General features: G+C 63.1%; 19 protein-coding genes. 9 read left to right on the forward strand and 10 right to left on the reverse strand.

Annotated elements, in window-relative coordinates; all coding sequences use genetic code 11:
- Positions 1-53: 53 nt before the first annotated feature.
- The 4 genes from CO664_RS02625 to CO664_RS02640 all read right to left on the reverse strand — a co-directional run bounded on the left by CO664_RS02625 (position 54) and on the right by CO664_RS02640 (position 7,574).
- On the reverse strand, positions 54-1,391 hold the full coding sequence (locus CO664_RS02625; protein ID WP_097537864.1) for an HlyD family type I secretion periplasmic adaptor subunit: 1,338 nt from the start codon (positions 1,389-1,391) through the stop codon (positions 54-56).
- 7 nt (positions 1,392-1,398) lie between these two features.
- Entirely contained in the window at positions 1,399-3,726 is a 2,328-nt protein-coding gene (locus tag CO664_RS02630) for a type I secretion system permease/ATPase (RefSeq protein WP_097537865.1), read from the reverse strand.
- Positions 3,727-3,745: 19 nt separating this feature from the next.
- Positions 3,746-5,755 carry a type I secretion protein gene (locus tag CO664_RS02635; protein ID WP_097537866.1) on the reverse strand — a complete coding sequence of 670 codons (2,010 nt, stop codon included), beginning with the start codon at positions 5,753-5,755 and terminating at the stop codon, positions 3,746-3,748.
- Positions 5,756-5,867: 112 nt separating this feature from the next.
- The gene (locus CO664_RS02640; RefSeq protein WP_097537867.1) at positions 5,868-7,574 is read right to left on the reverse strand and encodes a hypothetical protein; all 1,707 of its coding nucleotides are present in this window, start codon (positions 7,572-7,574) and stop codon (positions 5,868-5,870) included.
- Positions 7,575-8,081: 507 nt separating this feature from the next.
- On the opposite strand from CO664_RS02640, the gene CO664_RS02645 reads away from it, so the two are divergent.
- Positions 8,082-8,609, forward strand: a complete 528-nt coding sequence (locus CO664_RS02645; protein ID WP_037425727.1) for a hypothetical protein — start codon at positions 8,082-8,084, stop codon at positions 8,607-8,609.
- 1,316 nt (positions 8,610-9,925) lie between these two features.
- Positions 9,926-10,702 (forward strand): response regulator transcription factor, encoded by a 777-nt coding sequence (locus CO664_RS02655; protein WP_037425724.1) that lies wholly within the window; start codon positions 9,926-9,928, stop codon positions 10,700-10,702.
- A 197-nt stretch (positions 10,703-10,899) separates the two neighbouring features.
- Here the strand turns inward: CO664_RS02655 and hppD are convergent, their stop codons facing one another.
- Complete coding sequence (gene hppD / locus CO664_RS02660) at positions 10,900-12,018, reverse strand: 4-hydroxyphenylpyruvate dioxygenase (protein WP_097537868.1); 1,119 nt, start codon at positions 12,016-12,018, stop codon at positions 10,900-10,902.
- A 131-nt stretch (positions 12,019-12,149) separates the two neighbouring features.
- Here hppD and CO664_RS02665 point away from each other — a divergent pair, with 131 nt between their 5' ends.
- Positions 12,150-12,629, forward strand: a complete 480-nt coding sequence (locus tag CO664_RS02665; RefSeq protein ID WP_037425718.1) for an Lrp/AsnC family transcriptional regulator — start codon at positions 12,150-12,152, stop codon at positions 12,627-12,629.
- On the opposite strand, the gene CO664_RS02670 is transcribed toward CO664_RS02665, so the two are convergent.
- Positions 12,626-13,084, reverse strand: a complete 459-nt coding sequence (locus tag CO664_RS02670; RefSeq protein ID WP_097537869.1) for a MarR family winged helix-turn-helix transcriptional regulator — start codon at positions 13,082-13,084, stop codon at positions 12,626-12,628. The genes CO664_RS02665 and CO664_RS02670 overlap by 4 nt on opposite strands.
- Positions 13,085-13,163: 79 nt before the next feature.
- On the opposite strand from CO664_RS02670, the gene hmgA reads away from it, so the two are divergent.
- The 6 genes from hmgA to CO664_RS02700 all read left to right on the forward strand — a co-directional run bounded on the left by hmgA (position 13,164) and on the right by CO664_RS02700 (position 19,569).
- A complete protein-coding gene (hmgA, locus tag CO664_RS02675) occupies positions 13,164-14,531 on the forward strand; it encodes a homogentisate 1,2-dioxygenase (protein ID WP_097537870.1) in 1,368 nt (455 codons plus the stop codon).
- A complete protein-coding gene (locus CO664_RS02680) occupies positions 14,528-15,397 on the forward strand; it encodes an MBL fold metallo-hydrolase (protein ID WP_097538566.1) in 870 nt (289 codons plus the stop codon). Before hmgA ends, CO664_RS02680 begins: the two co-directional genes overlap by 4 nt.
- A gap of 12 nt (positions 15,398-15,409) precedes the next feature.
- Entirely contained in the window at positions 15,410-16,426 is a 1,017-nt protein-coding gene (locus CO664_RS02685; protein WP_097537871.1) for a fumarylacetoacetate hydrolase family protein, read from the forward strand.
- Entirely contained in the window at positions 16,426-17,076 is a 651-nt protein-coding gene (maiA, locus tag CO664_RS02690; RefSeq protein ID WP_086022813.1) for a maleylacetoacetate isomerase, read from the forward strand. Before CO664_RS02685 ends, maiA begins: the two co-directional genes overlap by 1 nt.
- A 153-nt stretch (positions 17,077-17,229) precedes the next feature.
- A complete protein-coding gene (purU, locus tag CO664_RS02695) occupies positions 17,230-18,114 on the forward strand; it encodes a formyltetrahydrofolate deformylase (RefSeq protein ID WP_095677994.1) in 885 nt (294 codons plus the stop codon).
- A 273-nt stretch (positions 18,115-18,387) separates the two neighbouring features.
- Positions 18,388-19,569 (forward strand): acetyl-CoA C-acyltransferase, encoded by a 1,182-nt coding sequence (locus CO664_RS02700; protein ID WP_097537872.1) that lies wholly within the window; start codon positions 18,388-18,390, stop codon positions 19,567-19,569.
- A 174-nt stretch (positions 19,570-19,743) separates the two neighbouring features.
- Here the strand turns inward: CO664_RS02700 and lpdA are convergent, their stop codons facing one another.
- From lpdA to CO664_RS02720, 4 genes are read right to left on the reverse strand one after another with little or no spacing between them, the layout of a single operon-like run.
- Complete coding sequence (gene lpdA, locus CO664_RS02705; protein WP_097537873.1) at positions 19,744-21,138, reverse strand: dihydrolipoyl dehydrogenase; 1,395 nt, start codon at positions 21,136-21,138, stop codon at positions 19,744-19,746.
- Between the two features lie 7 nt (positions 21,139-21,145).
- Positions 21,146-22,426: a dihydrolipoamide acetyltransferase family protein gene (locus tag CO664_RS02710; RefSeq protein ID WP_037414268.1), complete on the reverse strand. Its 1,281-nt coding sequence runs from the start codon at positions 22,424-22,426 to the stop codon at positions 21,146-21,148.
- Positions 22,427-22,428: 2 nt separating this feature from the next.
- Entirely contained in the window at positions 22,429-23,442 is a 1,014-nt protein-coding gene (locus CO664_RS02715; protein WP_097537874.1) for an alpha-ketoacid dehydrogenase subunit beta, read from the reverse strand.
- 1 nt (position 23,443) lies between these two features.
- Complete coding sequence (locus CO664_RS02720; protein WP_037414272.1) at positions 23,444-24,676, reverse strand: 3-methyl-2-oxobutanoate dehydrogenase (2-methylpropanoyl-transferring) subunit alpha; 1,233 nt, start codon at positions 24,674-24,676, stop codon at positions 23,444-23,446.
- Positions 24,677-24,829: the final 153 nt, after the last annotated feature.

Consider the following 24,829-nt stretch of genomic DNA (forward strand, 5'->3'; position numbering starts at 1 on the left):
GGCTTCGTGAGGCTTCGCCGGCGTCGACGGTGACTGGCTTAAGGCGGCCGGTTCTAGCGCTCCATGAAGGCGCGCGCCATGCTGTCGCGGATCGGCTTCGTCAGGTAGTCGAAGAAGGTCCGCTCGGCCGTCTGGATGAGAATCTCGGCTGGCATGCCGGGCGTCGGGACGAAGCCGGAGACGCGCGAGACTTCGCTCATCGGCAGGCTCACTCTGGCGAGATAGACTTCCTGCATGCCGTTGGTCGCCGGATCGGGCATGGAGTCGGCGGAGACATAGTAGACCTCGCCGTTCAGCACCGGCGTCGTCCGCTGGTTGAGGGCGGTGAGCCTCACGGTCGCCTTCTGGCCGATCTTGACGCTGTCGATCTGGGTGCGCAGCACCTGCGCTTCGATGATCAGCGGCACGTCCGAAGGAAGGATTTCCATGATCGGCTTGCCGGTTTCGACAACGCCGCCGGGCGTGTGATAGTAGAGCCGCACGACCGTGCCGCTAACTGGGGCGTTTATCGTGGCGCGGCGCAACACGCTGGCGGCTCCCGTCAGCTGCTCGCGAACGGAGTCCAGTTCTGCTTCCACCTTCTGGAGCTCTTCCAGGGCCGCTTCACGATAGCTTTCCTCCGTCTGGCGGATCTGCTGCTCCTGCTTTAGGATTTGCGAGCCGGTTTCGGAGATCTCGGAGCTCAGCCTGCCGACCTGCCCCTCGGCGTCGGCAATCGCCCGCTGAATGCTCTTGATCTCCGTCTTTCGGATCAGGTTCTTGTCGAGCAGCGACTTCTTGCCGGCATATTCTTCCTGGAGGAGCGTATGTTGCTGGCGAACCGCCTCGAGTTGCTGCTGGTAACCTTCGGCACGGAACTGAAAACCCTCGATATTCTGTTTGTACAGGCCGATTTCGCTGTCCAGCTTGCTTTTCCAGGCCCGGAAATTGAGCTCCTGGCTTCGAACCATCGGTTCGACTTCGGGATCCTGCAGATGCGGGGCGAGGATTTCCGGCATTTCAATAGTGTCGGCACCCTCCACCTGAGCCATCAGCCTGGCGACGATCGCCTCGAGCCTGGCGCGGCGCAGAAAGAGCTGGCGTTGATTGGCGAGCGCTGCCGTCTCGTCCAGCCGCATCAGCGGCTGATCGGCGACGACATGATCCCCCTCGCTGACCAGGATGTCCTCGATGATCCCGCCTTCCAGATGCTGGATGATCTTGTTCTGACCGGTGGCGACGAAACTGCCCTGGGCGATGACGGCGGCGGCGAGCGGCGCGGTGAAGGACCAGAGGCCGAAGCCGCCGAATGTGACCGCCATCAGCGCCAGTCCGGCGATTGTCTGTTTCCAGATCGACCGCGGAACCTCTGCATACCATTCGAGATCGTAAACTTTGACTAGGTCCGTCATGGTTTGCCTACGTGAGCTGGTTGTGGTCGAGCGGGTTGCCTTCGAGGTTCATGCCGCGCGAGGCGAGAGCCTTGAGGACGTCCTGACGCATGCCGAAAAGGGCGACGGTGCCGTTCACCAGGAGCAGGACCTTGTCGACGCTGTTGAGCAGCGCGGGCCGCTGGGTGATGGTGATGACGGTGATTTTCTGCTGCTTGGCATGGGCGAGCGCCCGCGTCAGGGCTGCCTCGCCGGCGCTGTCGAGATTGGAATTCGGCTCGTCCAGCACCACCATGCGCGGGTTGCCGAAGAAAGCCCGGGCCAGCGCAACGCGCTGCTTCTGACCACCGGAGAGCGGTGATCCGTCGGCGGCCACGAAGGTCTCGTAGCCATGCGGCAGCAGGGCGATCATGTCGTGCACGTCGGCGAGCTTGGCGGCCGCATAGATGTCGGCGTCGGTGGCGTCTTCCTGCATGCGGGCGATGTTGGCCTTGATCGTTCCCGGAAACAGCTGAACGTCCTGCGGCAGATAGCCGATGCTTTCGCCGAACTGGCGCTGATCCCAGTTCCGCAAATCCATGAGGTCGAGCCGTACGTTGCCGGATGTCGGCAGGATGGAGCCGACGAGCATCTTGCCGAGCGTCGTCTTGCCGGCTCCGGAACTGCCGATCACGGCAAGCGAGTCGCCCGGATTGAGCGCGAAGGTCACGCCGTTCAGGACCACACGCTTGGTGCCGTTGGGCACGAAGAGCAGCCGTTCGACGTCGAGCCGCCCCTCCGGGCGCGGCAGTTTCAGCCGCTCGAAATTCAGCGGCGAGTTCTGGAGCAGCGAAGAGATACGCCCATAGGCGGCGCGCGACTGGACGACCTGGTTCCAGCCTTCGATCGCTCCTTCAATCGGGCCGAGCGCGCGGCCGGCGACAATCGATGCCGCGATGACCATGCCGCCGGTGAGCGCGCCGTCAAGGGCGAGATGGGCGCCCCAGCCGAGCATCATCACCTGGGTGAGCAGCCGAACGGCCTTGGAAAGCGAGGCAAGGGCGATGTTGCGGTCCTGCGCCAGCACTTGAGCTCGGAGCGACCCTGCCATGTCCTTGCCCCAGATGCGGACCGCCTCCGGGATCATTGCGAGCGCGTTGATGATCTGCGAATTGCGCGACATCGAATCCAGATGGAGGTTGGCTTTGCTCTGGAAGCTGTTGGCTTCGCCGAAGGGAGCGGCCGTCGCCTTCTGATTCAAAATGGTGACGACGAGCAGAAGCAGGGCCGAGGCGATGACGATCGAGCCGAGATGCGGGTGGATCAGGAAGACCGCCAGCACGAAGAACGGCGCGATCGGCGCGTCGAGGAAGGAAAGCAGGGTGCTCGACACGAGGAAGGAGCGAAGCTGCTGCAGGTCGCCCAGTGTCTGATACTCGCGCCCGTTGCTGTGGAGCGAGGCTCGGGCGGCCGCACTGAGGATCGGCGCGCCGAGTTGGGCGGCAACCTCCACCGCCGTCCGCATCAGGATCATGCGGCGAATTCCGTCGAAAACGGCCTGCAGGATGACCGCACCGACGATCAGCGCGGTCAGCATGACCAGCGTGTCGACCGAGCGGCTGGTCAGCACCCGGTCCGAGATCTGAAACAGATAGACGGGAATAGCGAGCACCAGCACGTTGGTGGCGAGGGTGAAAACCATCACGACCATCAGGTTCTGCTTGATCGCCCTCAGACCGGCCTTGAGGCTGGCCGAAAAATCGACCGGCCCGAGACGTTTATGAAAAACGCCGCCGCCTCCGCCACCATTGCCGCCACCGCCCCCTCCGCCGGAGGAGCCTCCCTTGTCGGGCGACTTGGGCTCGGCCTTGATTGGGCCGCGGTCGCCGTTGATCACCACTATACCCGGGATCGAGGTCTTGTCCTTCATTTCGGCCTTGACCTCGACGGCCGGCTTCTCGAAGCGCGGCTCGGGCTTGCGCGCTTCCTGGACGGGCGGACGCTGGCCGGCCACGCCGCCCTGCGGGCCAGGCACGATTTGCGCGACGTTCGCGTTGTCGGCCGTCAACGGGGGCGTCCGTGTCTGTGGCACGACCTCCGGCGCCGCACGCCGTTCGGATACGGGCGGTGCGGCCTTGTTGACATGATTGGTTTCCTGGCTGGTTCTTGCGGCCGCCGCGCCGCGAAGCTGGTCAATCACCTGGTCGAACTCCTTAACAGTGCGATCCAAAATATCTTCCCTGCGGTCTATCCTGCGGAGCAATTGGTGCCCTGCAGCCTCCGCCTTCGGCGTCTGCGGCGAGCTTTGCGCCTCCTCCGCAGCCTCGTTGCCGTTTGTCGTGAAGTGTTTAAAGGACGGATCGCGGTTGTCGGTCATCGTCGCCCCCACGCTCCGCTCAGGCCAGCATGCTGTGCATGGGATCGGCATTCGTCGTATCGAGCGGAGGCGGCGCGTGATCCGCCGGCTGCGGGCCGGGATCGGGCGCCATCATGTCGGCGCCGAGGAACGCAACCGCTTCGCTTACGAGCGCGTCGGGATCCTGGCCGCCAAGGTAAGGTTCGGTCTTGATCAGCTCGGCCTGGACGAGGATTTCGTCCGAATAGGCGGTGCCCCCCGTATAAATGGTCTGGCCGGCGTCGACGTCGATGATCCCGGCGTAGTTGACCAAGGCGTTCGAACCCGTCGAAATCGTCCAGTCCGCATCCGAATTGGCGACAAGCTTGCTCATGGCGAGCGCAATCTGGTCGCTGTCGCCCAGAATGTTGGTTTGCTTGATGTAGTTGAGGTTGACGAGGTCGCCCGAAATATAAAGCACTCGCAGGCCATCCATGCCGGCGAAAGCGCCATCCTTGAGCACGCCGTCCGGCAGCGATTTTTTCCCGCTTGCAAGATCGCCGAGGGCGTCGAGATAGGAATTCGGCATCGGTTTGACGCTGGACGCGCCACCCGCTTCGACGATCCCCGCTTCGTTCCAGAGCAGGTTGCCGTCGGTGGAGACGGAGCCCTTGCCGCTTGTTCCGAAACCCTCGACTGCTCCGACCAGGTCGTTGTCGAGCAGGATGTTCATCTGCTGGATGATGTTGGCGTCGTAGACACTGCCGCCGATGAAGATGAGATCGTAGTAATGTCCGAGCTCCGCGAGCGAGACGTTGTTGACCGCCGTATTGTCGCCGGTGATGATCGAAGCCATCGAGCCAGCGGACGCCAAAATGGCCGTGTCTTCATCGGTCATCACGGTGAACTGCTCGAACCAGTTCATGATCAAGAGATCGCCCTTGATCTCGGTGATCGCCCAAGCTGTCGGAAAGCCTCCGGCTCCGGCCTGCTCTTCATTGCTCGGCTCCGGATCGAGATGCTTGAACATCGCGATGTTGAAGGCCTCGGTCGGCTTGCCCGGGTCAAGGTTCCAGCCGTTCAGGCTGGGGCTCAGGAGATCGCTGTCAGACACGACGTTGATCTGAACGACTGCATTGAGTTCGACATGGTCACCGGCAACCGCGAGCACATGCGACTGAAGCCAGTTGTTCGTCAGCTCGACGGAATTGACCAGCGTGTTGCCGCCCGCTTCCAGTTCGACCGATGCCTCGATCGTGACCTTGCCTTGGCCTGCCGCGAACTTGCCGCTGGCTTCGGTGGAGGTGGCTGGTTTCTCTTCCGTCGGTTCTTCCGGTGGAGGCAGGTAGTCATCGAGACTCGGCGCTTCCTCGACGAGTTCTCCGTTGACGAAGGTGCCTTCGACGGTTTCGCTTTTCGCGACGACATTGCCTTCCTGCCCGTCCGGTCCCGAGGCGGCGGCATCAAGCTGCTCGGCGGTCGTGCTGATGAAGGTGGCGATTTCCTCCGACGAACCGGGAATCTCCGCATCGCCGAGCGGCGACAACTGCCGCGCCGCCTCGATGAGATCGTTCATCAGGGCGCTGTTGTCCACCTGCAGGGAAAACTTCAGTCCGTGACCGCCAAGGCTGACGAAGTCGTTGTCCGAAAGCCGGATCTGCTGCGATGCGTAGACCGCCACGGAACCGGGCGGATCGATCTGAAATTCGGGTGCGCTCGCGGATGACGCGCTCGAGCTGCCACGGGTGAATAGGTGGGGGTTGTCGATTTCGGCGGCCGGTTGCGCGATCGGTATCTCCGGGGGACGAAGCCCGGGATAGAAGCTCGGGGTCGGCCCGGTCTCCTCCGGCTCGCCCGAACGGTAGGAAATACCCGGGTCGAAATCCTTGAGCTCGTAGGGTGCCTTCACCGGGACCGGCACGGAAGGGAGCTGCGGCGGTTCCTCCTGCGCTTTCTGATGAGCCTTGAATTCTTCATAGGCGTCGCGCAGGCGAATTTCTTCAAGAGCAATGGCGAACAGGCCGACGAAATGGGCGATCGCCTCGGTCGTCTTGTCGAAATACAGGGTCATTGTCAGCCCCCAATTTTTTTATTTCGGTGCTGTTGGACTGCGCGGGGCGAACCCGCGCAGTCCAGTTCAATGCCCGATTGCGAAGTTGCGAACCGGTAGTGTCGCCTCACTGTTATGCGGCGTCTTCGTCTTCGCCGATGGCCGTCGAGCTGTAATTGCCGCCGACGACCGTCATGTCGATGGTGTTGCCCTGCAGGTTGGCACCAAGCACGATCTGCTGGTTGAAGGCGTTGGTGTCGATCACCGCATCGGCCGATGCCGAGGAGATTCCTTCGAGGAAACTATCATCCCCATTGTGGGAACCCCACGTTCCGCCTGAGCCTGTACCGCCGTCGCCGGTCGTAGCGATGCCACCTGCAGCGCCTGCGCCGCCTGCACCGCCTGTGGCTGCACCACCTGCACCGCCGCCAGCAAAGGCATCGCCAGCCCATGCACCCGCGAGAGCAAGGCCGCCATCACCGGCGCCGCCGGTCGCCGCTCCGCCGGTCCCGGCCCCGCCGCCGGCAGCGCCGGTGGATCCGCCGTTTGCAGTGGCACCGCCGCCGCCGCCGCCGCCGCCGCCGTTACCGGCGCCGACACCGGAACCCGTGCCAATGCCAAGGCCTGCACCGAGTGCACCGCCGCCGTCACCGGCATCGTCCGCGCTGCCGCCGTTGGCGTTGCCGGTCTCGCCGACGGCGACGCTGTTGCCGCCGTCGTTGTCGCCGCCGTCGCCGCCGAAGTTCAGGACAGGGATCGCGAAAGCGTCATCGACATCCGAGCCGTCGCCGCCGTCGCCCGCGTCCTCGGCTTCCGCTTCGTCGCTTTCGACGTCACCGGTTTCGCCGCCGTCGCCGGCTTCGTTATCGCCACCTTCACCGCCTTCTGCCGCGCCGACTCCGACGCCGAGACCGAGCCCAAGGCCGAGACCGACGCCTGCACCGCCCGCGCCGCCGGCGCCGCCCGTTGCGATTCCGCCATTAGCGTCGCCGCTGGTGCCACCTGTGCCGACGCCGACGCTTGCAGCGATACCGCCTTCGCCGTCTCCGCCGTCCGCGTCGCCGTCGTTGTCAGCGTCGCCGCCGTCAGCGTCGCCGCCCCCGGCGAAGCCGCCGATCGCGAAGCCACCGTCGCCACCGTCGCCGCCGTCGGCATCGGCATCGTCGCCGCCTTCGCCACCGTCACCGCTGGCGGAAATGCCGTCGTCCGACTTGGCGTAACCGCCATCAGCATCGCCGTTCTGGTAAAGGGTGCCGTCGTTGGAGACGTGGGACAGCTCGTCGTCATCCGACATGATGGCGTTCTGGCTGAAGACGTTACCTACGTCATTGCCGGCGCCGTTGAGCGACTCGTCCAGGATGTCCTTGAAGCTGACGGTCGCCATGCCCTGGATTTCGGAATTGTCGATGTCGACGAAATCGTCATCCGAGGGCTTGTAGCCGTCAAGATCGACGTCCACATCGACTTCGACTTCTGTCTTGCTGTCCACGTCGACGTCAACCTCGGTCTCGTTTTTGTTGACGTTGGCGTTGAGGTTGGCGTTGCCGTTCAGGTTGCCGTTACCGTTCAGGTTGGCATTTCCGTTTCCGTTCAGGTTGCCGTTGCCATTGGCATTGCCGTTCAGGTTGCCGTTGCCGTTCAGGTTGCCATTGCCGTTCAGGTTGCCGTTATAGGATTCGCTGGACTGCTCCTGCTCCTGCTCCTGTTCGGACTCCTGCTCCTGCTCCTGTTCCTGCTCCTGTTCCTGCTCGGACTCCTGCTCCTGATCCTGATCCTGGTATTGATCCTGATCCTGCGATTGGTCTTCCCACGGCCACAAGAAATTCTTGTCCTTACCCATAATGGTCTTCCTCAGTTTGAGGCCGCGACAGCCAAGCCGCCTTTTTCTCTCACGCAGCTAGCGGGTGTGCGGTCCAGGGTTGAAATGAACAAAGCTACTTCAATGAAGAAAATTCGATCTCCGGACGGCCAAGAGCGACCGGGGATCAGGCGTTACAAATATAGTGGTGGATGCCCTCCTCCATGCTGGAGCAACTACTCGGGCCTATCGAAGGGCACCTGCGCATCTGGCGCACTATCGGTCCCAAGGCTCGAGCCTCCCTGCTCGTCGATGCCCGGGCAGTCTGTTGCCAAGTTGAACGAAATGTAAGCTGTCAGTTCGAGCTAGCCCCGTGGGGTAGCTTAGGGCGGCGACGCTCAGTCGAAGGTAGATGGTGCGAAGAAAGAAATTTCGCCGACGGGCCGACGGTAAGAATAGATTTGCAGCTCTACTCCCTTAGGGCTACTTGCAGCGGGCAGGTTTCGGCTCCAAACCTATTCAAAGGGAAACGATGGATTGGAAGCGAGTATGAGCGATGCGGATGGAGGCATTCGGCAACGGCAGGCAGGGCCAATGAAGAGATTTCACGAAATCCTTCTTCTGATCGGGCAACTGAACTACACGTGGACGAACACGGAAAGCCTGCTCATCTATCTGATCGCCGGTCTTGCGAACGTGGACAAGGAAACGGCGGTCATTGTTTTCCTGACGCTGAACACGACGCGCGCCCGCATCGAGCTCGTCGAGCGGCTCGCCAAGATGGCCAAGACGCCGGCCGATCGCCGGCAAGAGATATTGGCCGTGACACAGCAGCTCGGGAAACAGGCGAAACTCAGGAACAAGTACAGCCACTGCATCTATTCGTTCGACGAGACCGGGGACCAGGCAAGCACCCAGCTGATGGCCATCTTCGACAGCAAGGAAACCATCAAATACGGCAAGATCGAGCAGATCGACGACGCGGAATTGGCGAGGATCAGCGAGGCCATCGACCATATAATGAAGATCAACAAGGGGATCTGGGATATCGTCGAGCGACATGGCTTTCCGCGATAGCGCGAGGAAGCCATCGGCGTCACGCCCGAGGTCGCGCGCCGTCCGAATGCCGATAACTCCGGCCCACTGCACGCGTCTCCTTAAATCGACTTCGGTTTAAGGACAAAGACATACAGCAATTCAAAGTGCTACAGCGGCCTTTGCGCGTCTGATAAGGCGCGCTGCCCTGCAGTACAGCCGAGCGCGAAAGTCGCGAGGCAATTGTACTTGGTACTGGGTGGAAACCGGAAGGATATGTGAGGAGAGGGAGCCAGCACCGAAACCCTTTCATCTCTTTTAGGATTTTTATGGCGCTGGCTCTTCTTCAATCAGATGAAGGTGATGCCATTCATCTGCGGGGTTTCGATGTGTTCTATTTCTTTTTTCAGTATAAATGCGGACAGGGCTTGGGCTCTGTCGTAAATTTCTACGTCAGAATATAAACTGTCATACGCCTTGTCATGCAAACGCAATATAAATACTTCCGAACATACGCAAGACACCATCCGGAACGCATAAAACGCTATGCGATGATTGCAGTGTGATCCGGAATGTGAGGAAGCGATAGATACCAATTATGGTTAGTCTCAGCAGTCGCTCGACGGAGCTGACGCTCTTCGATCCGGCATTGCAGCCGTGGCGGCGAGACCCTCCGGTGGTGGATCAGCTACGGCGGAGAGGGGGCACCGGACCGCCATCTCCGCAATCCCAGGCAGTACTTTCTCCCGTGCGCGTTAAGACAATGTTAATATTGTGAATCCGATACGGCCGCTGCGGCCGGCACGTGGCCGCGCCACGCGCGCCCGCCGGTGCCGATCTTCAGCGTGTGCTTGAGTCTCGGCGGTTGCCCGAGAGGTGCGGGAACCGGCGCAAGGGCCCGCGGATCGCCTGCGTCCCAAGGCTCCGATAACCCTTTCTTGGTATCGCCGTCCATCTGGAACGGGCTAGAACCCGCGGGGCCGCGATCTACATCCTAGGCTTGAATGCCCTCACGGCCCCGCCGGTTGCGCCCCCAGCCCCCTGGGTCCGCCGAACCCCTGAAAAGTAAAGGGTGGGCGAAGCCGGCGGAAAATGCACCGCCGCTTCCCCACTTGTCCCAGGTTTTTGCGTGGATATACCCAAAATTGGTTCGATTTCGGACGGTCTAGATCGTCTCGCCCCACCAATCTAACCCATTTGGGCTGTTTCCCATCGCCCTTATTTACGATACATTAGTCGTTACGAATTCTACCGCTGTGGGAATTCGCTTTTTAATCGAATAAATTTTTTAATCACAGGCGTTCTTCAAGAGGGGCTTCACACCCATAAGAATTCAGGGAACGCCCAAGGAGGGATAAATGTATCGTGAGAGTTCTACCCTGAGTAATTTTGAAGACAGCAACAAGGTTTTAGCAAAGAAGAACAAGATTGTAATGCTCGCCAAGGCGGATTTGCTCGCCGAATGCCTGACGCAAGCTATTAGCGGCCGCTTTCAAGGCCATGATGTAGTAAGCCTGTCGGAAGCCGACAGTCTGCTCGATGGTAATCTCGTCGATGTTGCCCTGGTTATGCTTTACCGCATGCCGGCAAGTACTTTCCCATCGATCATCAGAATGATCCATGAATTCCACCCCAAGGCTTCGATCGGAGTGGTGGTGGAGAATGCCGACGAGCTCGACACGTCGATCGCCGGTTTTGTCGACGAGGGCCTCATCCATGGCGTGCTGCCCTTGAACCTGCATCTCGATGTCTGCCTGACTGCCATCGATCTGCTCATGAAGGGTGGCGAGCATTTTCCCGCGGCGCTGCTCCGGCGCCTGGCGCCTCGGAGTTTCGCGGCGGGCGGCTCGCCTGTCCAAAGGCAATCCGTCGTCGAAGAGGCCGACCCGGAGCGGCGGGGTGAGAACGGCAGGGGCGTGCTGACGACCCGGGAGATCCAGATTCTCGATCTGATCTGCATGGGAACGCAGAACAAGATCATTGCCGACCGGCTCGGGCTCTCGGAAAACACCGTCAAGGTGCACGTGCGCAATATCTACAAGAAGATGAACGTGCGCAACCGCACCGAAGCGGCGTCACGCTATTTCCGGCACGAGGGCGATCTGGGCGCGCCGCGGCGCCGCTGGTCCAACTGAGGGAGCGAACTACAGAGCCGTGCGTCTTATCAGACGCACAAATGACACGGTGGCACTTAGAATTGCCTGCATGTTTTTGTCCTCAAATCGACTGCGAGCGAGGACAAACGCAGTAGAGTTCGCGCTGCGCGCCCGACGGGTGCGCGCAGCGCTTCTTTGCGCGTTGATAGACGCGGCGCCTCAGAACGGCTCCGCCTCTATTCGGCCGCGGCCGGCGGCGTATTCAGCGCACCCCGGCGGATCTGGTCGGCTTCGATCGACTCGAACAGCGCCCGGAAATTGCCCTCGCCGAAGCCTTCGTCTCCCTTGCGCTGGATGAACTCGAAGAAGATCGGCCCGATGACCGTTTTCGAGAAGATCTGCAGGAGGATCTTCGTCATGCCGCCATCCACGACGCCTTCGCCGTCGATCAGTATGCCGTGCTTCTTCATGCGCTCGATCGGCTCGTCATGGCCGTGGACGCGCTCGTGCGACATCTCGTAATAGGTGTCCGGCGGCCCGGGCATGAATTTGAGACCGTTCTCGGCCAGCCTGTCGGTCGCGTCATAGATCGCTTCGGTGCCGACGGCGATGTGCTGGATGCCTTCGCCCTTGTACTTCTTCAGATATTCTTCGATCTGGCTGGTGTCGTCCTTCGATTCGTTCAGGGGAATGCGGATCTTGCCGCAAGGCGAGGTGATCGCCCGGCTCAACAGTCCGGTGATGCGGCCGTCGATGTCGAAGAAATGAATCTGCTTGAAGTTGAACAGCTCGCGATAAAAGGCCCACCACTTGTCCATGTTACCGCGGTAGACATTGTGGGTCAGGTGATCGAGATAGTAGAAGCCGACGCCGGCCGGCTTCGGATTGCGCTCGCCGAGCCACTCGAACTCGGCATCGTAGGCGGAACGCCTGTCCCCATAGGTCTCGACGAAATAGAGAAGCGAGCCGCCGATGCCGACGATCGCCGGCACGTCGAGGCTCTTGTCGTCGCCGGCATAGGGTTCGGCGCCCTTGCCAACGGCGTGCTCGAAGGCATGTTTCGCATCGACGACGCGCCAGGCCATCGATGGGGCGCAAGGCCCGTGCTTGTCGACGAAGCGCATCGCATGCGAGCCCGGTTCGGCATTCAGGATGTAATTGATGTCGCCCTGCCGCCAGACAGTGATGTTCTTCTTCCTATGCTTGGCAACCGGCGTATAGCCCATGCGACGGAAGAGCTCCTCCAGCTTCCTCGGTTCGGGATGGGCGAATTCGACGAACTCGAAGCCATCGGTTCCGGCAGGGTTGTCGGCCGATATGGTTGCAGGCGGTGCATCATGTGGAAACGGGCCCATCGAAACTCTCCTCTCACGCTTCAAAACTTCGTTGGAGTATGGCGCAGATCCGATGCATGATGCTTGTATTCTTGCGCAATTTCGCCAAGATCATGCATGACTTGTGCGGTGAATGGCGTAGGTGTGCATGAATGGAGCAGCTTGATGGATTCGATCTCAAGATCCTCGGCGAATTGCAGCGCGACGGGCATCTGACGAACAATGAACTCTCCGAACGCATAGCGCTCTCGCCGTCGCAATGCTCGCGGCGGCGCTCGCGGCTCGAGGCGGAAGGCTTCATCACCGGCTACCAAGCGCAGATCGACAGGCAGAAGCTCGGGCTCGACTTGATGGTGGTGATCTCGGTCACGCTCGCCACCCATAACCGCGACAATGCCAAGCGCTTCGCCAAGCTCGTCTCCGGCCTGCCCGAGGTGCTGGAGGCCTATGCGCTCACCGGCGAGATGGACTACCACCTGCGCGTCGTGACACCCGACCTTGCCGGCCTTTCGCGCTTCGTCAACGACGTGCTGCTGCCGCATGACAGCGTCCAACATGTGAAGACCTCGATCGTCTTGGAGACGCTGAAGAGTTTCGAGGGCCTCCCGATCCCCGAACGCATGAAGACTTAGCCGAGGCGGCCGCTGTTCTTCATCGCCCGCTCCACCGCCCGCAAGCCCGCTGAAAGCGCCTCCATATTCTCCGCCCCGAGAATCGACAGCAATTCGTTCTGATAGGCGCTCGCGAGCGCCGTCAGTTCCCGATAGGCCTGCTCGCCCGCGGGCGTCAGCGCCAGGTGCTCGAACCGCCGGTCGCGGCCGTCCTCCTCGCGCTTGAGCCAGCGGCGCTGCTCGAGGCCGAAGACGGCGCGGCTGACCTTGGTCTTGTGCATCGCCGAGTGGGCGCCGATCTCGGTCGCGGTCATCGGGCGTTCCGAGCTGCCGAGGGCGGCCAGCGCTCGCCATTCGGGACGGGTCAACTGGTAGCGCGCCTTGTACTGGGCGGCAAAGCGCAGCGCCACGAATTCTGCCGCCCGGTTCAGCCGGTAGGGGAGGAAGGTCTCCAGTTCGAACCCCTTCGTCTCCATCGCCTTCCCTCCTTGATAGTTACAAAATCAATAGTTACGCTTGTAACTAATAAGCCGATCAAAAGAGGAGATGCAAGCCATGTTGGGCAAGGCGGAGGAGCGGCGCGGAGCCGCCGTGGGCGAGGAACAGTCGCTTACTTACATGCCCGGTTTCGGCAACGACTTCGAAACCGAAAGCCTGCCCGGCGCCCTGCCGCAGGGGCAGAACAGCCCGCAGAGATGCAACTACGGCCTCTATGCCGAACAGCTCTCCGGCTCGCCCTTCACGGCGCCGCGCGGCACCAACGAGCGCTCCTGGCTCTACCGGATCCGCCCGAGCGTCCGCCACACCGGCCGCTTCGCGAGGCTCGACTATCCGCACTGGAAAACGGCACCGCATCTCGGCGAACAGTCGCTGGCGCTCGGGCAATTGCGCTGGGACCCTTTGCCCACCCCGTCCGGTGACGTGAACTTCCTTCAGGGTATCCGCACCATGACGACGGCGGGCGACGTACTCACTCAGGTCGGCATGGCGGCGCATGCCTATGTCTTCAATGCCGACATGGTCGATGACTATTTCTTCAACGCCGACGGCGAGCTGCTGATCGTCCCGGAAACGGGTGCGATCCAGGTCTTTACCGAGCTTGGGAAGATGGATGTGGCGCCGTCGGAAATCTGCCTGGTCCCGCGCGGCATGATGTTCAAGGTCACTCGTCTTGGGGACGAAGAGGCCTGGCGCGGCTATATCTGCGAGAATTACGGCGCCAAGTTCACGCTGCCGGACCGCGGACCGATCGGCGCCAACTGCCTTGCCAATCCGCGCGATTTCAAGACGCCGGTCGCGGCCTATGAGGACAGGGAGGCGCCTTGCCGGGTGCAGGTGAAGTGGTGCGGCTCCTTCCACGTGGTCGAGATCGGCCATTCGCCCCTCGACGTCGTCGCCTGGCACGGCAACTATGCACCCTACAAATACGACCTCAAGACTTTCTCGCCGGTCGGAGCGATCCTGTTCGATCATCCTGATCCGTCGATCTTCACGGTGCTGACGGCGCCGTCCGGCGAGGAGGGGACTGCCAATGTCGACTTCGTCCTCTTCCCGCCGCGCTGGCTGGTCGCCGAGCACACCTTCCGGCCGCCCTGGTACCACCGCAACATCATGAGCGAGTTCATGGGGCTGATCTACGGGCGCTACGATGCCAAGGAGGAGGGCTTCGTGCCCGGCGGCATGAGTCTGCACAACATGATGCTGGCGCACGGGCCGGACGCATCCGGCTTCGAAAAGGCGACGAACACCGAGTTGAAACCGGTGAAGCTCGACAATACCATGGCCTTCATGTTCGAGACCCGTTTCCCGCAGCAACTGACCCGCTTCGCTGCCGAACTGGAAACGCTGCAGGAGAATTACATCGACTGCTGGGCCGACCTCAAAAAGCGCTTCAACGGGACGCCGGAGGGCGATTGGTCTTGAGTGCACGCCTTGTCTTGCTCGGCAGTAAGGGCGGCCCGGAGATCCGGCCAGGCGGCCCCTGGCCGACATCGTCGCTGCTCGAGATCGCAGGCCGCACGATCGTGGTCGACTGCGGGCTCGGCGTCACCCGTGGGCTGACCGATGCCGGCGTGCCGCTCAAGGCGCTGGACCTGATCATCGTCACCCACCTGCATTCGGACCACGTCCTGGAACTGGGGCCGCTGATCCACACCGCCTGGACTGCGGGGCTCGCGCATCCCGTGTGCGTCTTCGGACCGGCCGGCACACGCGCCTACTGGCAGGGCTTCCTTCAGTCGATGGCCTTCGACGTCGACATCCGCATCGTCGACGAGGGCAGGCCGGATCTAAGGTCGCTTGTTGAGGTCACCGAATTCTTCGAAGGTGAAGTCTTCTCGGAGAATGGTCTCACCGTGTCGGCGCTGCGCGTCGACCACCCGCCGGTCACCGACTGTTTCGCTCTGCGCTTCGATCATCCGGAGGGCACGGTGGTGTTCTCCTCCGACACGGCCTACTTCCCGCCGCTTGCGGATTTTGCAAGCGGCGCCGACATTCTCGTCCACGAAGCGATGCTCGCTGCAGGGGTCGATCGTCTGGTGGCGCGCACCGGAAATGGCGCGCGGTTGAAGGAGCATCTGCTGGCGAGCCACACATTCGCCGAGCAGGCGGGCGCGATCGCAGAGACCGCCGGCGTCGGCCGGCTCGTGCTTCATCACCTAATTCCGGCCGATGATCCGGAGATCTCGCAGGCCGACTGGATCGCGGCGGCGCGCAAAAGCTGGCCGGGCGCCTTGACGATCGCGTCCGACGGCCTTGTTGTGGAGATTGCGGACGATTCGTCCGGGTAGAGGGAGGACTGCATGAAACTGGCGACGCTGAAAGACTCCACACGTGACGGCAAGCTTGTGGTCGTTTCCCGCGATCTCACGCGCTGCTCGGAAGTCGGGCACATCGCCCGCACGCTGCAGGCGGGGCTGGATGATTGGGCGCATGCGGGGCCGCGGCTGGCGCGCGTCGCCCAGGGGATCGAGACCGGCTCGCAGCCGACAATGCGTTTCCATGAGCACGATGCCGCTTCGCCCTTGCCGCGGGCCTTTCACTGGGCCGACGGCTCGGCCTATGTCAATCACGTCGAGCTCGTCAGAAAGGCGCGCGATGCCGAGATGCCGGCGAGCTTCTGGAACGATCCGCTGATCTACCAGGGCGGCTCCGACAGCTTCCTCGGGCCCCGCGACCCGATTCTGATGGCCGACGAGGCCTGGGGCATCGACATGGAGGGCGAGGTGGCGGTGATCGTCGATGACGTGCCGATGGGCGCGACGCTCGAGGAGGCACGCGCGGCGATCCGCCTCGTCATGCTCGTCAACGACGTGTCGCTGCGCGGGGTAATCCCCGCGGAACTCGCCAAGGGTTTCGGCTTCTACCAGTCGAAACCGTCTTCCGCCTTCTCGCCGGTCGCCGTGACGCCCGATGAATTGGGCGATGCCTGGGACGGCGGCAAGCTGCACCTGCCGCTTCGCATCGACTTGAACGGCAAGCCCTTCGGCCGCGCCAATGCGGGGATCGACATGACTTTCGATTTTCCGCAACTGATTGTGCATGCGGCCCGCACACGGCCGCTCTCTGCCGGCACCATCATCGGCTCGGGGACGGTTTCGAACAAGCTCGACGACGGACCGGGCAAGCCGGTTTCGGAGGGCGGCGTCGGCTATTCCTGCATCGCGGAGCTGCGCATGATCGAAACGATCGAGAGCGGCGCGCCGAAAACGTCCTTCCTGAAATTCGGCGATATCGTCCGGATCGAAATGAAGGATGGCGCCGGCCATTCGATCTTCGGTGCCATCGAGCAGAAGGTGGCAAGTTACGAGCGCGGATGATGGAGAGCGTGACGAACGAAACTGTTCTCTACGACTATTGGCGCTCGTCGGCGAGCTACCGGGTGCGAATCGCCCTCAATCTCATCGGTGAAGATTACCGCTCCGTCCCTGTCGATCTTCTCGCCCGGGCGCATCGAGCACCCGAGCATCTTGCCCGCAACCCCCAGGGGCTGGTGCCGGTCCTCGACATCGACGGCGAGCGCCTCACCCAGTCGCTCGCCATTGTCGAATATCTCGCCGAAACGAGGGCGGCCGGCCTTCTTCTTCCTGCCGATGCAAAGGGGCGCCAGCGGGTCCGGGCGCTCTCCTACGCCATCGCGATGGATATTCACCCTGTCTGCAATCTCGGAGTCGTTGCGCATGTGATGGCGGGTGCGGCGGATGGCGAGGCGGTACGCCTCGCCTGGATGCAGAAGTTCATCGGCGAGGGCATTGCCGCTTTCGAGCGGCTGCTCGATCATCCCTCGACCGGCAGCTTCTGCCACGGCGAAAGTCCGAGCCTGGCGGATATCTGCCTCGTGCCGCAGCTCTATAACGCGCGCCGCTGGCAGGTCGACCTTTCCCGCTGCCCCCGGATCGCGGCCATCGATGCGCGCTGCGCCGAGATCGACGCCTTCGCCAGAGCGCATCCGGACCGGGCGAAGCCGTAGGCCCTCAAATCACCACTTCCGGCTGGCTCCACCGTGGCCCGTTCGGTCCATCCGATGTCGCGAATGGATCGGCAGGTCTCACGTCGCCACGGTAGGTTTCCCGTGACTGCCCGTGTAAGGGGCGCGGAAACCTCAAGAACGAGAGACCCATCGATGAAAAGCTATGTGCTGACCGTCACTTGCAAATCCACCCGCGGCATCGTTGCTGCCGTCACCGGCTATCTCGCGGAGAAAGGCTGCTACATCAGCGACAGCTCGCAATTCGACGATCTCGAGACGGGTCTGTTCTTCATGCGCCTCACCTTCATCAGTCAGGAGGGCGCCAAGCTCGAGGAACTGCGCGAAGGCTTCGCTCCCGTCATCAAGCAGTTCGGCATGGCGATGGAGATCCGCGATTCCGAAGAGCGGATGAAGGTGCTGCTGATGGTGTCGCGTTTCGGCCATTGCCTGAACGACCTGCTCTACCGCTGGAAGATCGGCGCGCTGCCGATCGACATCGTCGGCGTCGTCTCCAACCACTTCGATTACCAGAAGGTGGTGGTCAACCACGACATTCCCTTCCACTGCATCAAGGTGACGAAGGAGAACAAGCCGAAGGCCGAAGCCCAGCTTCTGGAGATCGTCGAGCAGACCGGCGCCGAGCTGATCGTTTTGGCCCGCTACATGCAGGTTCTGTCCGACGCGCTCTGCAAGAAGATGTCGGGGAAGATTATCAACATCCACCACTCCTTCCTGCCGTCCTTCAAGGGCGCCAATCCCTACAAGCAGGCCTATGAGCGCGGCGTCAAGCTGATCGGTGCGACGGCGCATTACGTCACCGCCGATCTCGACGAGGGTCCGATCATCGAGCAGGACATCGCCCGCATCACCCATGCGCAGTCGGCCGAGGACTATGTGTCGATCGGCCGCGACGTCGAGAGCCAGGTGCTGGCGCGCGCCGTGCACGCCCATATCCATCACCGCACCTTCATCAACGGCAACCGCGTCGTGGTGTTTCCGCCGAGCCCTGGGAGCTATGCGTCCGAGCGAATGGGCTGACACTTAGGCTTCTCGGTATTGCTTCGCGGTGTTCGGCGGCTATAGTCGCTCTGGAATTGTGACAACGCGCGTGGGGTGGGGTATTTGCCCCTCACCCTAACCCTCTCCGCGTAGGGACGGGGAGAGGGGACGAGTGTGACGCACTTTCGTCCCCTAGGCCTCCCGCCTGCGAGTTCAAGCGAGGCGGTGCGGCATCTCCCTTCTCCCCGCGAGCGGGGAGAAGGTCGCGGCAGCGGGACGAGGGGCCACCGTTCGCCGATTGGGAGGACCAAGATGAGCAATCGCGATCCGGTGGTTATCGTTTCGGCGGCGCGCACACCGATGGGCGCCTTTCAGGGCGGCCTCAGGGATTTGACGGCGCCGGAACTCGGCGCCGTCGCGTTGAAGGCGGCGCTCGATCGTGCGGGTATTGATGCGGTAGATGAAGTGCTGATGGGCAATGTCCTTCCCGCCGGCCTTGGGCAGAATCCGGCCCGGCAGGCGGCGCTTGGCGCCGGCCTTGGACAGGAGACGCCGTCGACGACGGTCTCTAAAGTCTGCGGATCGGGCATGAAGGCGCTGATGCTCGGCCATGATGCGCTTCTCTCCGGCAGCGCGTCGCTCGTTGCCGTCGGCGGCATGGAGTCGATGACCAACGCGCCCTACCTCCTGCCGAAAGCGCGCGGCGGCTTCCGGCTCGGCCATGGCGAGGTCAAGGACCATATGTTCCTCGACGGGCTGGAGGATGCCTATTCCGGGCGGCTGATGGGCACCTATGCCGAGGATACGGCCCAGCATTATCAGTTTTCCCGCTCCGACCAGGACGCTTTTGCCCTGCGCTCGCTCGAGCGGGCACTGAAGGCGACGGAGGACAAGTCCTTCGCCGAGGAGATCGTGGCGGTGACCGATGGCGGCAAGCGCGGGAACGCCAATCTCGACCGAGACGAGCAGCCGACGAAGGCCGATCCGACGAAAATCCCGAAGCTGAAGCCGGCCTTCCGCGACGGCGGCAGCGTCACGGCCGCCAACTCGTCGTCCATCTCCGACGGTGCCGCGGCGCTCATCCTGATGCGCGCAAGCGAGGCGGAGAAGCGCGGGTTGACACCGCTCGCCGTCGTCGCCGGCCATGCCGGCCACGCTCAGGAGCCCGCCTGGTTCACGACCGCACCGATCGGCGCCATCGACAAGCTCACCGAAAAACTCGGTTGGGAAAAATCGAGCGTCGGTCTCTACGAGATCAACGAGGCCTTCGCCGTCGTCGCCATGGCGGCGATCCGCGACCTCGGCCTTTCCGACGAGATCGTCAACATCCACGGCGGCGCCTGCGCCCTCGGTCACCCGATCGGCGCCTCCGGCGCCCGCATCGTCGTCACGCTTCTCCATGCGATGCGCGCCAATAGCGTCAAGCGCGGCATCGCCTCGCTCTGCATCGGCGGCGGCGAGGCGACGGCAGTTGGGTTGGAGCTGTTGCAGTAGGGCAGAAAAACACCCCTCCCCACAGGCGGGGCTAGCCGGCCGCACCGTCCTGCGCATCTCAGCGTCTCCACAAAGTAGCGATGGTGCAAGTCATGCGCCAAGCGAGCCGCGCAGGAAGCCCCTCCCACCTGTGGGGAGGGGTTCAGGAGGGGTCTTTCCGAGCGGCCAATCGCCTCAAATATGAAGCGCGTGCCCTAACCCCTTCAACGCCGCTTCCTGAAAGGCCTCCGACTGCGTCGGGTGCGCATGGATCGTTCCGGCGATGTCCTCCAGACGGGCGCCCATTTCTATCGCGAGCGCGAAAGCGGAGGAAAGCTCGGAGACGGCATGCCCGACAGCGTGGATGCCGAGGACGAGGTGGTTGTCGGCGCGGGCGACGACGCGGACGAAGCCGTCCTCGGCAAGCGTCGTCATGGCGCGGCCGTTCGCCTGGAAGGGGAACTGGCCGATCTTGATTTCGATGCCGGCCGCGCGTGCTTCCTCCGGCGAGAGACCGGCGCTGACGATTTCCGGGTCGGTGAAGCAGACGGCCGGAATGCAGCGCTTGTCCCAGCTTCGCTTCTGGCCCGCGACGATTTCCGCGACCATTTCGCCCTGCGCCATGGCGCGGTGTGCCAGCATCGGCTCGCCGGTGACGTCGCCGATCGCGTAGATGCCGCGCATCGATGTACGGCACTGGTCGTCGATGCGGATGAACTTGCCCGAGCGGTCGAGATCGATTTCCTCCAGTCCCCAGCCGTCCACCACGGGCCGGCGCCCAACGGTGACCAAAACCTTTCCGGCCGGGACCTCGAAGGCGCGGCCGTTTTCCTCGGCAAGCAAGCCGCGCCGGTCGGCCGACAGGCGCTTGGCGGCGGTGCGGGTGAAGACCTCGATCCCGAGTTCGCCGAGCCGCTTCGCCACCGGCTTCGACAGATCGGCGTCATATTGCGGCAGGATGCGGTCCATGGCTTCGAGCACGGTCACCTTCGAACCGAGCTTGGCGAAGGCGGTGCCAAGTTCGAGGCCGATATAGCCGCCGCCGATGACGGCGAGCGTCTCCGGTACCTCTTTCAAGGCCAGCGCCTCGGTCGAGGAGATGATGTTGTCGCCGAACGGCAGGTCGGGAAGTTCGACGGGGGCCGAGCCGGTGGCAATGACGATCGCTTCGGCGCGGATGCGCTGAACGCCGGTTTCCGTATCCACGTCGACCGTCTTGCCGTCGATGAAGCGCGCCTCGCCGAGGACAGCCTTGACGCCGGCCTTCTTCAGAAGCCCCGTCACGCCGCTGTTCAGGCGGCCGACGATCCCGTCCTTCCAGGCGACCGTCCGCTTGAGGTCGATCGCGGGTGCGTCGAGCGAAAGGCCGAGGGGGCTCTTGCCGGCGGCGGCAGCGCTGAGCTTGTGGAATTCCTCGGCCGTGTGGATCAGTGCCTTCGAGGGGATGCAGCCGACATTGAGGCAGGTGCCGCCGGCCTTCGCCTTCTCGACGATGACGGTGTTGACGCCGAGCTGGCCGGCCCGAATGGCGCAGACATAGCCGCCGGGGCCGGCGCCGAGCACCAGGAGCTTGCAGGAGATTTCCTTCATCGTCGCCTCATCCCTCAACGAAAATCAGTGCCGGCGTTTCGAGCAGCGTCTTCAGGCGCTGCACGAAGGTGGCGGCGTCCCAGCCGTCGATGACGCGGTGGTCGAAGCTCGACGACAGATTCATAATCTTGCGCGGCACGAATTGCGTCCCGTCCCAGACCGGCCGGACGGCGATCTTGTTGACGCCGACGATCGCCACCTCCGGGTGATTGATGACCGGGGTCGAGGCGATGCCGCCAAGCGCACCGAGCGAGGAGATGGTGATCGTCGAGCCGATCAGCTCGTCGCGGGTTGCGGTGCCGGTGCGGGCCGCTTCGGCCAGCCGGTTCAATTCGGCAGCGCAGTCCCAGATACCGCGCGCCTCGGCATGGCGTACGACCGGCACGGTCAGGCCGGCCGGCGTCTGCGTGGCGATGCCGATATGGACGGCCGCGTGACGATGGACGATGCCAGCATGATCATCGAAGATGGCATTGACGCCCGGCTGGTCGGCGACGGTCCGGACCAGCGCCCGCATCAGGAAAGGCAGGATCGTCAGCTTCGGCTGATCCGGCTTGCGGTCGCGGTTCATCGTCGCCCGCAGATCCTCGAGCGCCGTCATGTCCACTTCCTCCACATAGGTGATATGGGGGATGCGCGACGTGGAGAGCGACATTTTCTCGGCGATCCGGCGCCTCAGGCCGGCTATCTTGACCTCCTCGACCGCCGTCTTGCGGGCGAGGCCGACCTGGGCCGGCAGCGGTTCGGCCCCGCGGCTGATGAAGAGGTCGAGATCCTCATGGGTGATGCGCCCGGCCGGTCCGGTCCCGATCACCTGCCGAAGATCGACGCCGCTCTCCCGGGCGCGCAGCCGGACTGCCGGCGAAGCCAGCGGTTTCTTCGCGATGTCTGCCGCCTCACGTAGGGCCGGCGCCGGTCGGGACTCGACCTTCTCAAGCTTTGGCGGCGTCTTGGGGGCTTGTGGTGCGGAGACTGCGACAGGCTCTTCCAGCACGGCTTCGGCGAGCGCCTCCGGAACGCTGTCCGGCGGGGGTTCGCCAGCCTCGCCGGCAGTCTCGATCCGTACAAGCGGCGCCTTCACGGCAACCGTGTCGCCGATCTCTGCGCCGAGCCAGAGGACCTTGCCGGAAACAGGCGAGGGGATCTCGACCGTCGCCTTGTCGGTCATCACGGCGGCGAGCACCATGTCCTCGCGGACCGGATCGCCGGGCTTGACGTGCCATTCGACGAGTTCGGCCTCGGCAACGCCTTCGCCGACATCCGGCATCTTGATGATGAATTCGCCCACGGTCAGCCCTCCATAGCTTCGGTGAGCGCGCGACCGACGCGCGCCGGACCGGGGAAATAGTCCCATTCCTGGGCATGCGGGTAGGGCGTATCCCAGCCGGTCACCCGGACGACCGGAGCCTCGAGGTGATAGAAGCAGTGCTCCTGAACGAGGGCGACGAGCTCGCCCCCGAAGCCGGATGTCAGCGTCGCCTCGTGCACGATGACGCAGCGTCCGGTCTTGGTGACGGACCGCACGACCGTTTCGAGATCGAGCGGCAGCAGGCTCCGCAGATCGATGACTTCCGCATCGATGCCGGTCTCCTCCACGGCCGCGAGTGCCACATGCACCATGGTTCCATAGGCGATCACGGTGACTGCCGAACCCTTGCGGCGGATCTCCGCCTTGCCGATCGGGATCGAGTAATGCCCCTCCGGCACGTCGCCGAGCTCGTGCTTCGACCACGGGGTCACCGGGCGCTCGTGATGGCCGTCGAAGGGGCCGTTATAGAGCCGCTTCGGCTCCAGGAACATCACCGGGTCCGGATCCTCGATCGCCGAGATCAGCAGGCCCTTGGCATCATAGGGGTTCGACGGCACGATGACTTTCAGGCCGCAGACATGGGTGAAGAGCGCTTCCGGGCTCTGGCTGTGGGTCTGGCCGCCGAAGATGCCGCCGCCGGTCGGCATGCGCACGACGATCGGACAGGTGAAGTCGCCGTTCGAGCGGTAGCGGATGCGCGCCGCCTCCTGGGTGAGCTGGTCATAGGCCGGATACATGTAGTCGGCGAACTGGATCTCGACGCAGGGTTTCAACCCATAGGCCGCCATGCCGATGGCGGTGCCGACGATGCCGGATTCGCTGATCGGCGCATCGAAGCAGCGGGTCTTGCCGTACTTCGCCTGCAGCCCCTGGGTGCAGCGGAAGACGCCGCCGAAATAGCCGACGTCCTCGCCGAAGACGACGACATCCTCGTCACGCCCCATCGAGACGTCCATGGCGCTGCGCACCGCTTCGATCATCGTCATTCTGGCCATGTCAGTACCCTGCCTTCTGCCGCTGACGGCGGATATGCGGCGGCATCTCGGCATAGACGCCCTCGAAAATGTCACGCACGGAGGGTCTGCCGCCGGCATGCAGCGTGCCGTGGCTCTCGGCTTCCTTCTGGGCCTGGATCACCTGATCCATGATCTCCGCCTCCGCCTGGGCATGCCGCTCATCCGACCAGGCGCCGCGCAGGATCAGGTGCTTCTTCAGCCGCAGCACCGGGTCGCCGAGCGGCCAGGCTTCCGATTCCGTCTTCGGCCGGTAGGCGCTCGGATCGTCCGATGTCGAATGGGCGCCGACCCGGTAGGTCACGTATTCGATCAGCGTCGGACCGAGATTGCGCCGCGCCCGCTCGGCCGCCCAGCGGGCGACTGCATAGACGGCGAGGTAGTCGTTGCCGTCGACGCGCAGCGCCGGAATGCCGAAGCCCAGGCCGCGCGCGGCAAAAGTGCCGGAGCCGCCGCGGGCGATGCCCTGGAAAGTGGAAATCGCCCATTGGTTGTTGACGATATTGAGGATGACCGGCGCCTTGTAGGTGGAGGCGAAGACCAGCGCGGAATGGAAATCCGACTCGGCCGTCGAGCCGTCGCCGATCCAGCCGGCGGCAATCCGGGTATCGTTCTTGATGGCCGAGGCCATCGCCCAGCCGACCGCCTGGACATATTGGGTGGCAAGGTTGCCGGAGATCGTGAAGAAGCCGTGCTCCTTCGACGTGTACATGACCGGCAATTGCCGGCCGTGGCAGGGATCCAGCTCGTTCGAGAAGATCTGGTTCATCATCTCGACCATCGGATAGTCGTCGGCGATCAGCAGCCCCGCCTGGCGATAGGTCGGAAAGTTCATGTCGCCCTTGCGGAGCGCTCTTCTGAAGGCGCAGCTCACCGCCTCCTCGCCGAGATGCTGCATGTAGAAGGAGGTCTTGCCCTGCCGCTGGGCCATCAGCATGCGGGCGTCGAAGGCCCTGAGCAGCATCATGTGGCGAAGTCCAGTCAAAAGCTCGTCGTCCGAGAGGAGGCCGGCCCAGGGGCCGACTGCCTCGCCCTCGCGGTTCAGCACCCGAATGATCGAGTAGGCGAGATCGCGGATCGCTTCCGGCTCCACGTCGACCTCGGGCCGCGGCACGGAACCGGCTTTCGGGATCTTGACGTTGGAGAAATCGGGCTGATCGCCGGGCCGGACGGCCGGTTCGGGGACATGCAGGCTCAGTCGGCTGAATTCATCCATGCGGGTTCCGGCCTCCCTTCCGGATTGCGCATCGCACGTGGGTCAACCGCTGAGCGAACGCTCTCGCGGTCGTGCGACGCCGATGACCATCGGCAATTGCCCGGGGCGCTCCTACGCCTCGGGCCGTGCAGGTCATAGACAACCCTCATTCTC

The sequence above is a fragment of the Sinorhizobium sp. NG07B genome (assembly GCF_002532005.1).
Classification (GTDB): Bacteria; Pseudomonadota; Alphaproteobacteria; order Rhizobiales; family Rhizobiaceae; genus Sinorhizobium; species Sinorhizobium fredii_C.

Excerpts from the sequence above, each read along its gene's own strand:
- CO664_RS02715 (WP_097537874.1), bottom strand. The coding sequence starts at position 23,442 with ATGGCCAGAATGACGATGATCGAAGCGGTGCGCAGCGCCATGGACGTC.
- CO664_RS02625 (WP_097537864.1), bottom strand. The coding sequence starts at position 1,391 with ATGACGGACCTAGTCAAAGTTTACGATCTCGAATGGTATGCAGAGGTT.
- CO664_RS02635 (WP_097537866.1), bottom strand. The coding sequence starts at position 5,755 with ATGACCCTGTATTTCGACAAGACGACCGAGGCGATCGCCCATTTCGTC.
- hmgA (WP_097537870.1), top strand. The coding sequence starts at position 13,164 with ATGTTGGGCAAGGCGGAGGAGCGGCGCGGAGCCGCCGTGGGCGAGGAA.
- hppD (WP_097537868.1), bottom strand. The coding sequence starts at position 12,018 with ATGGGCCCGTTTCCACATGATGCACCGCCTGCAACCATATCGGCCGAC.
- CO664_RS02700 (WP_097537872.1), top strand. The coding sequence starts at position 18,388 with ATGAGCAATCGCGATCCGGTGGTTATCGTTTCGGCGGCGCGCACACCG.
- maiA (WP_086022813.1), top strand. The coding sequence starts at position 16,426 with ATGGAGAGCGTGACGAACGAAACTGTTCTCTACGACTATTGGCGCTCG.
- CO664_RS02665 (WP_037425718.1), top strand. The coding sequence starts at position 12,150 with ATGGAGCAGCTTGATGGATTCGATCTCAAGATCCTCGGCGAATTGCAG.
- CO664_RS02720 (WP_037414272.1), bottom strand. The coding sequence starts at position 24,676 with ATGGATGAATTCAGCCGACTGAGCCTGCATGTCCCCGAACCGGCCGTC.
- purU (WP_095677994.1), top strand. The coding sequence starts at position 17,230 with ATGAAAAGCTATGTGCTGACCGTCACTTGCAAATCCACCCGCGGCATC.
- CO664_RS02640 (WP_097537867.1), bottom strand. The coding sequence starts at position 7,574 with ATGGGTAAGGACAAGAATTTCTTGTGGCCGTGGGAAGACCAATCGCAG.
- CO664_RS02645 (WP_037425727.1), top strand. The coding sequence starts at position 8,082 with ATGAGCGATGCGGATGGAGGCATTCGGCAACGGCAGGCAGGGCCAATG.
- CO664_RS02630 (WP_097537865.1), bottom strand. The coding sequence starts at position 3,726 with ATGACCGACAACCGCGATCCGTCCTTTAAACACTTCACGACAAACGGC.
- CO664_RS02655 (WP_037425724.1), top strand. The coding sequence starts at position 9,926 with ATGTATCGTGAGAGTTCTACCCTGAGTAATTTTGAAGACAGCAACAAG.
- CO664_RS02685 (WP_097537871.1), top strand. The coding sequence starts at position 15,410 with ATGAAACTGGCGACGCTGAAAGACTCCACACGTGACGGCAAGCTTGTG.
- CO664_RS02670 (WP_097537869.1), bottom strand. The coding sequence starts at position 13,084 with ATGGAGACGAAGGGGTTCGAACTGGAGACCTTCCTCCCCTACCGGCTG.
- lpdA (WP_097537873.1), bottom strand. The coding sequence starts at position 21,138 with ATGAAGGAAATCTCCTGCAAGCTCCTGGTGCTCGGCGCCGGCCCCGGC.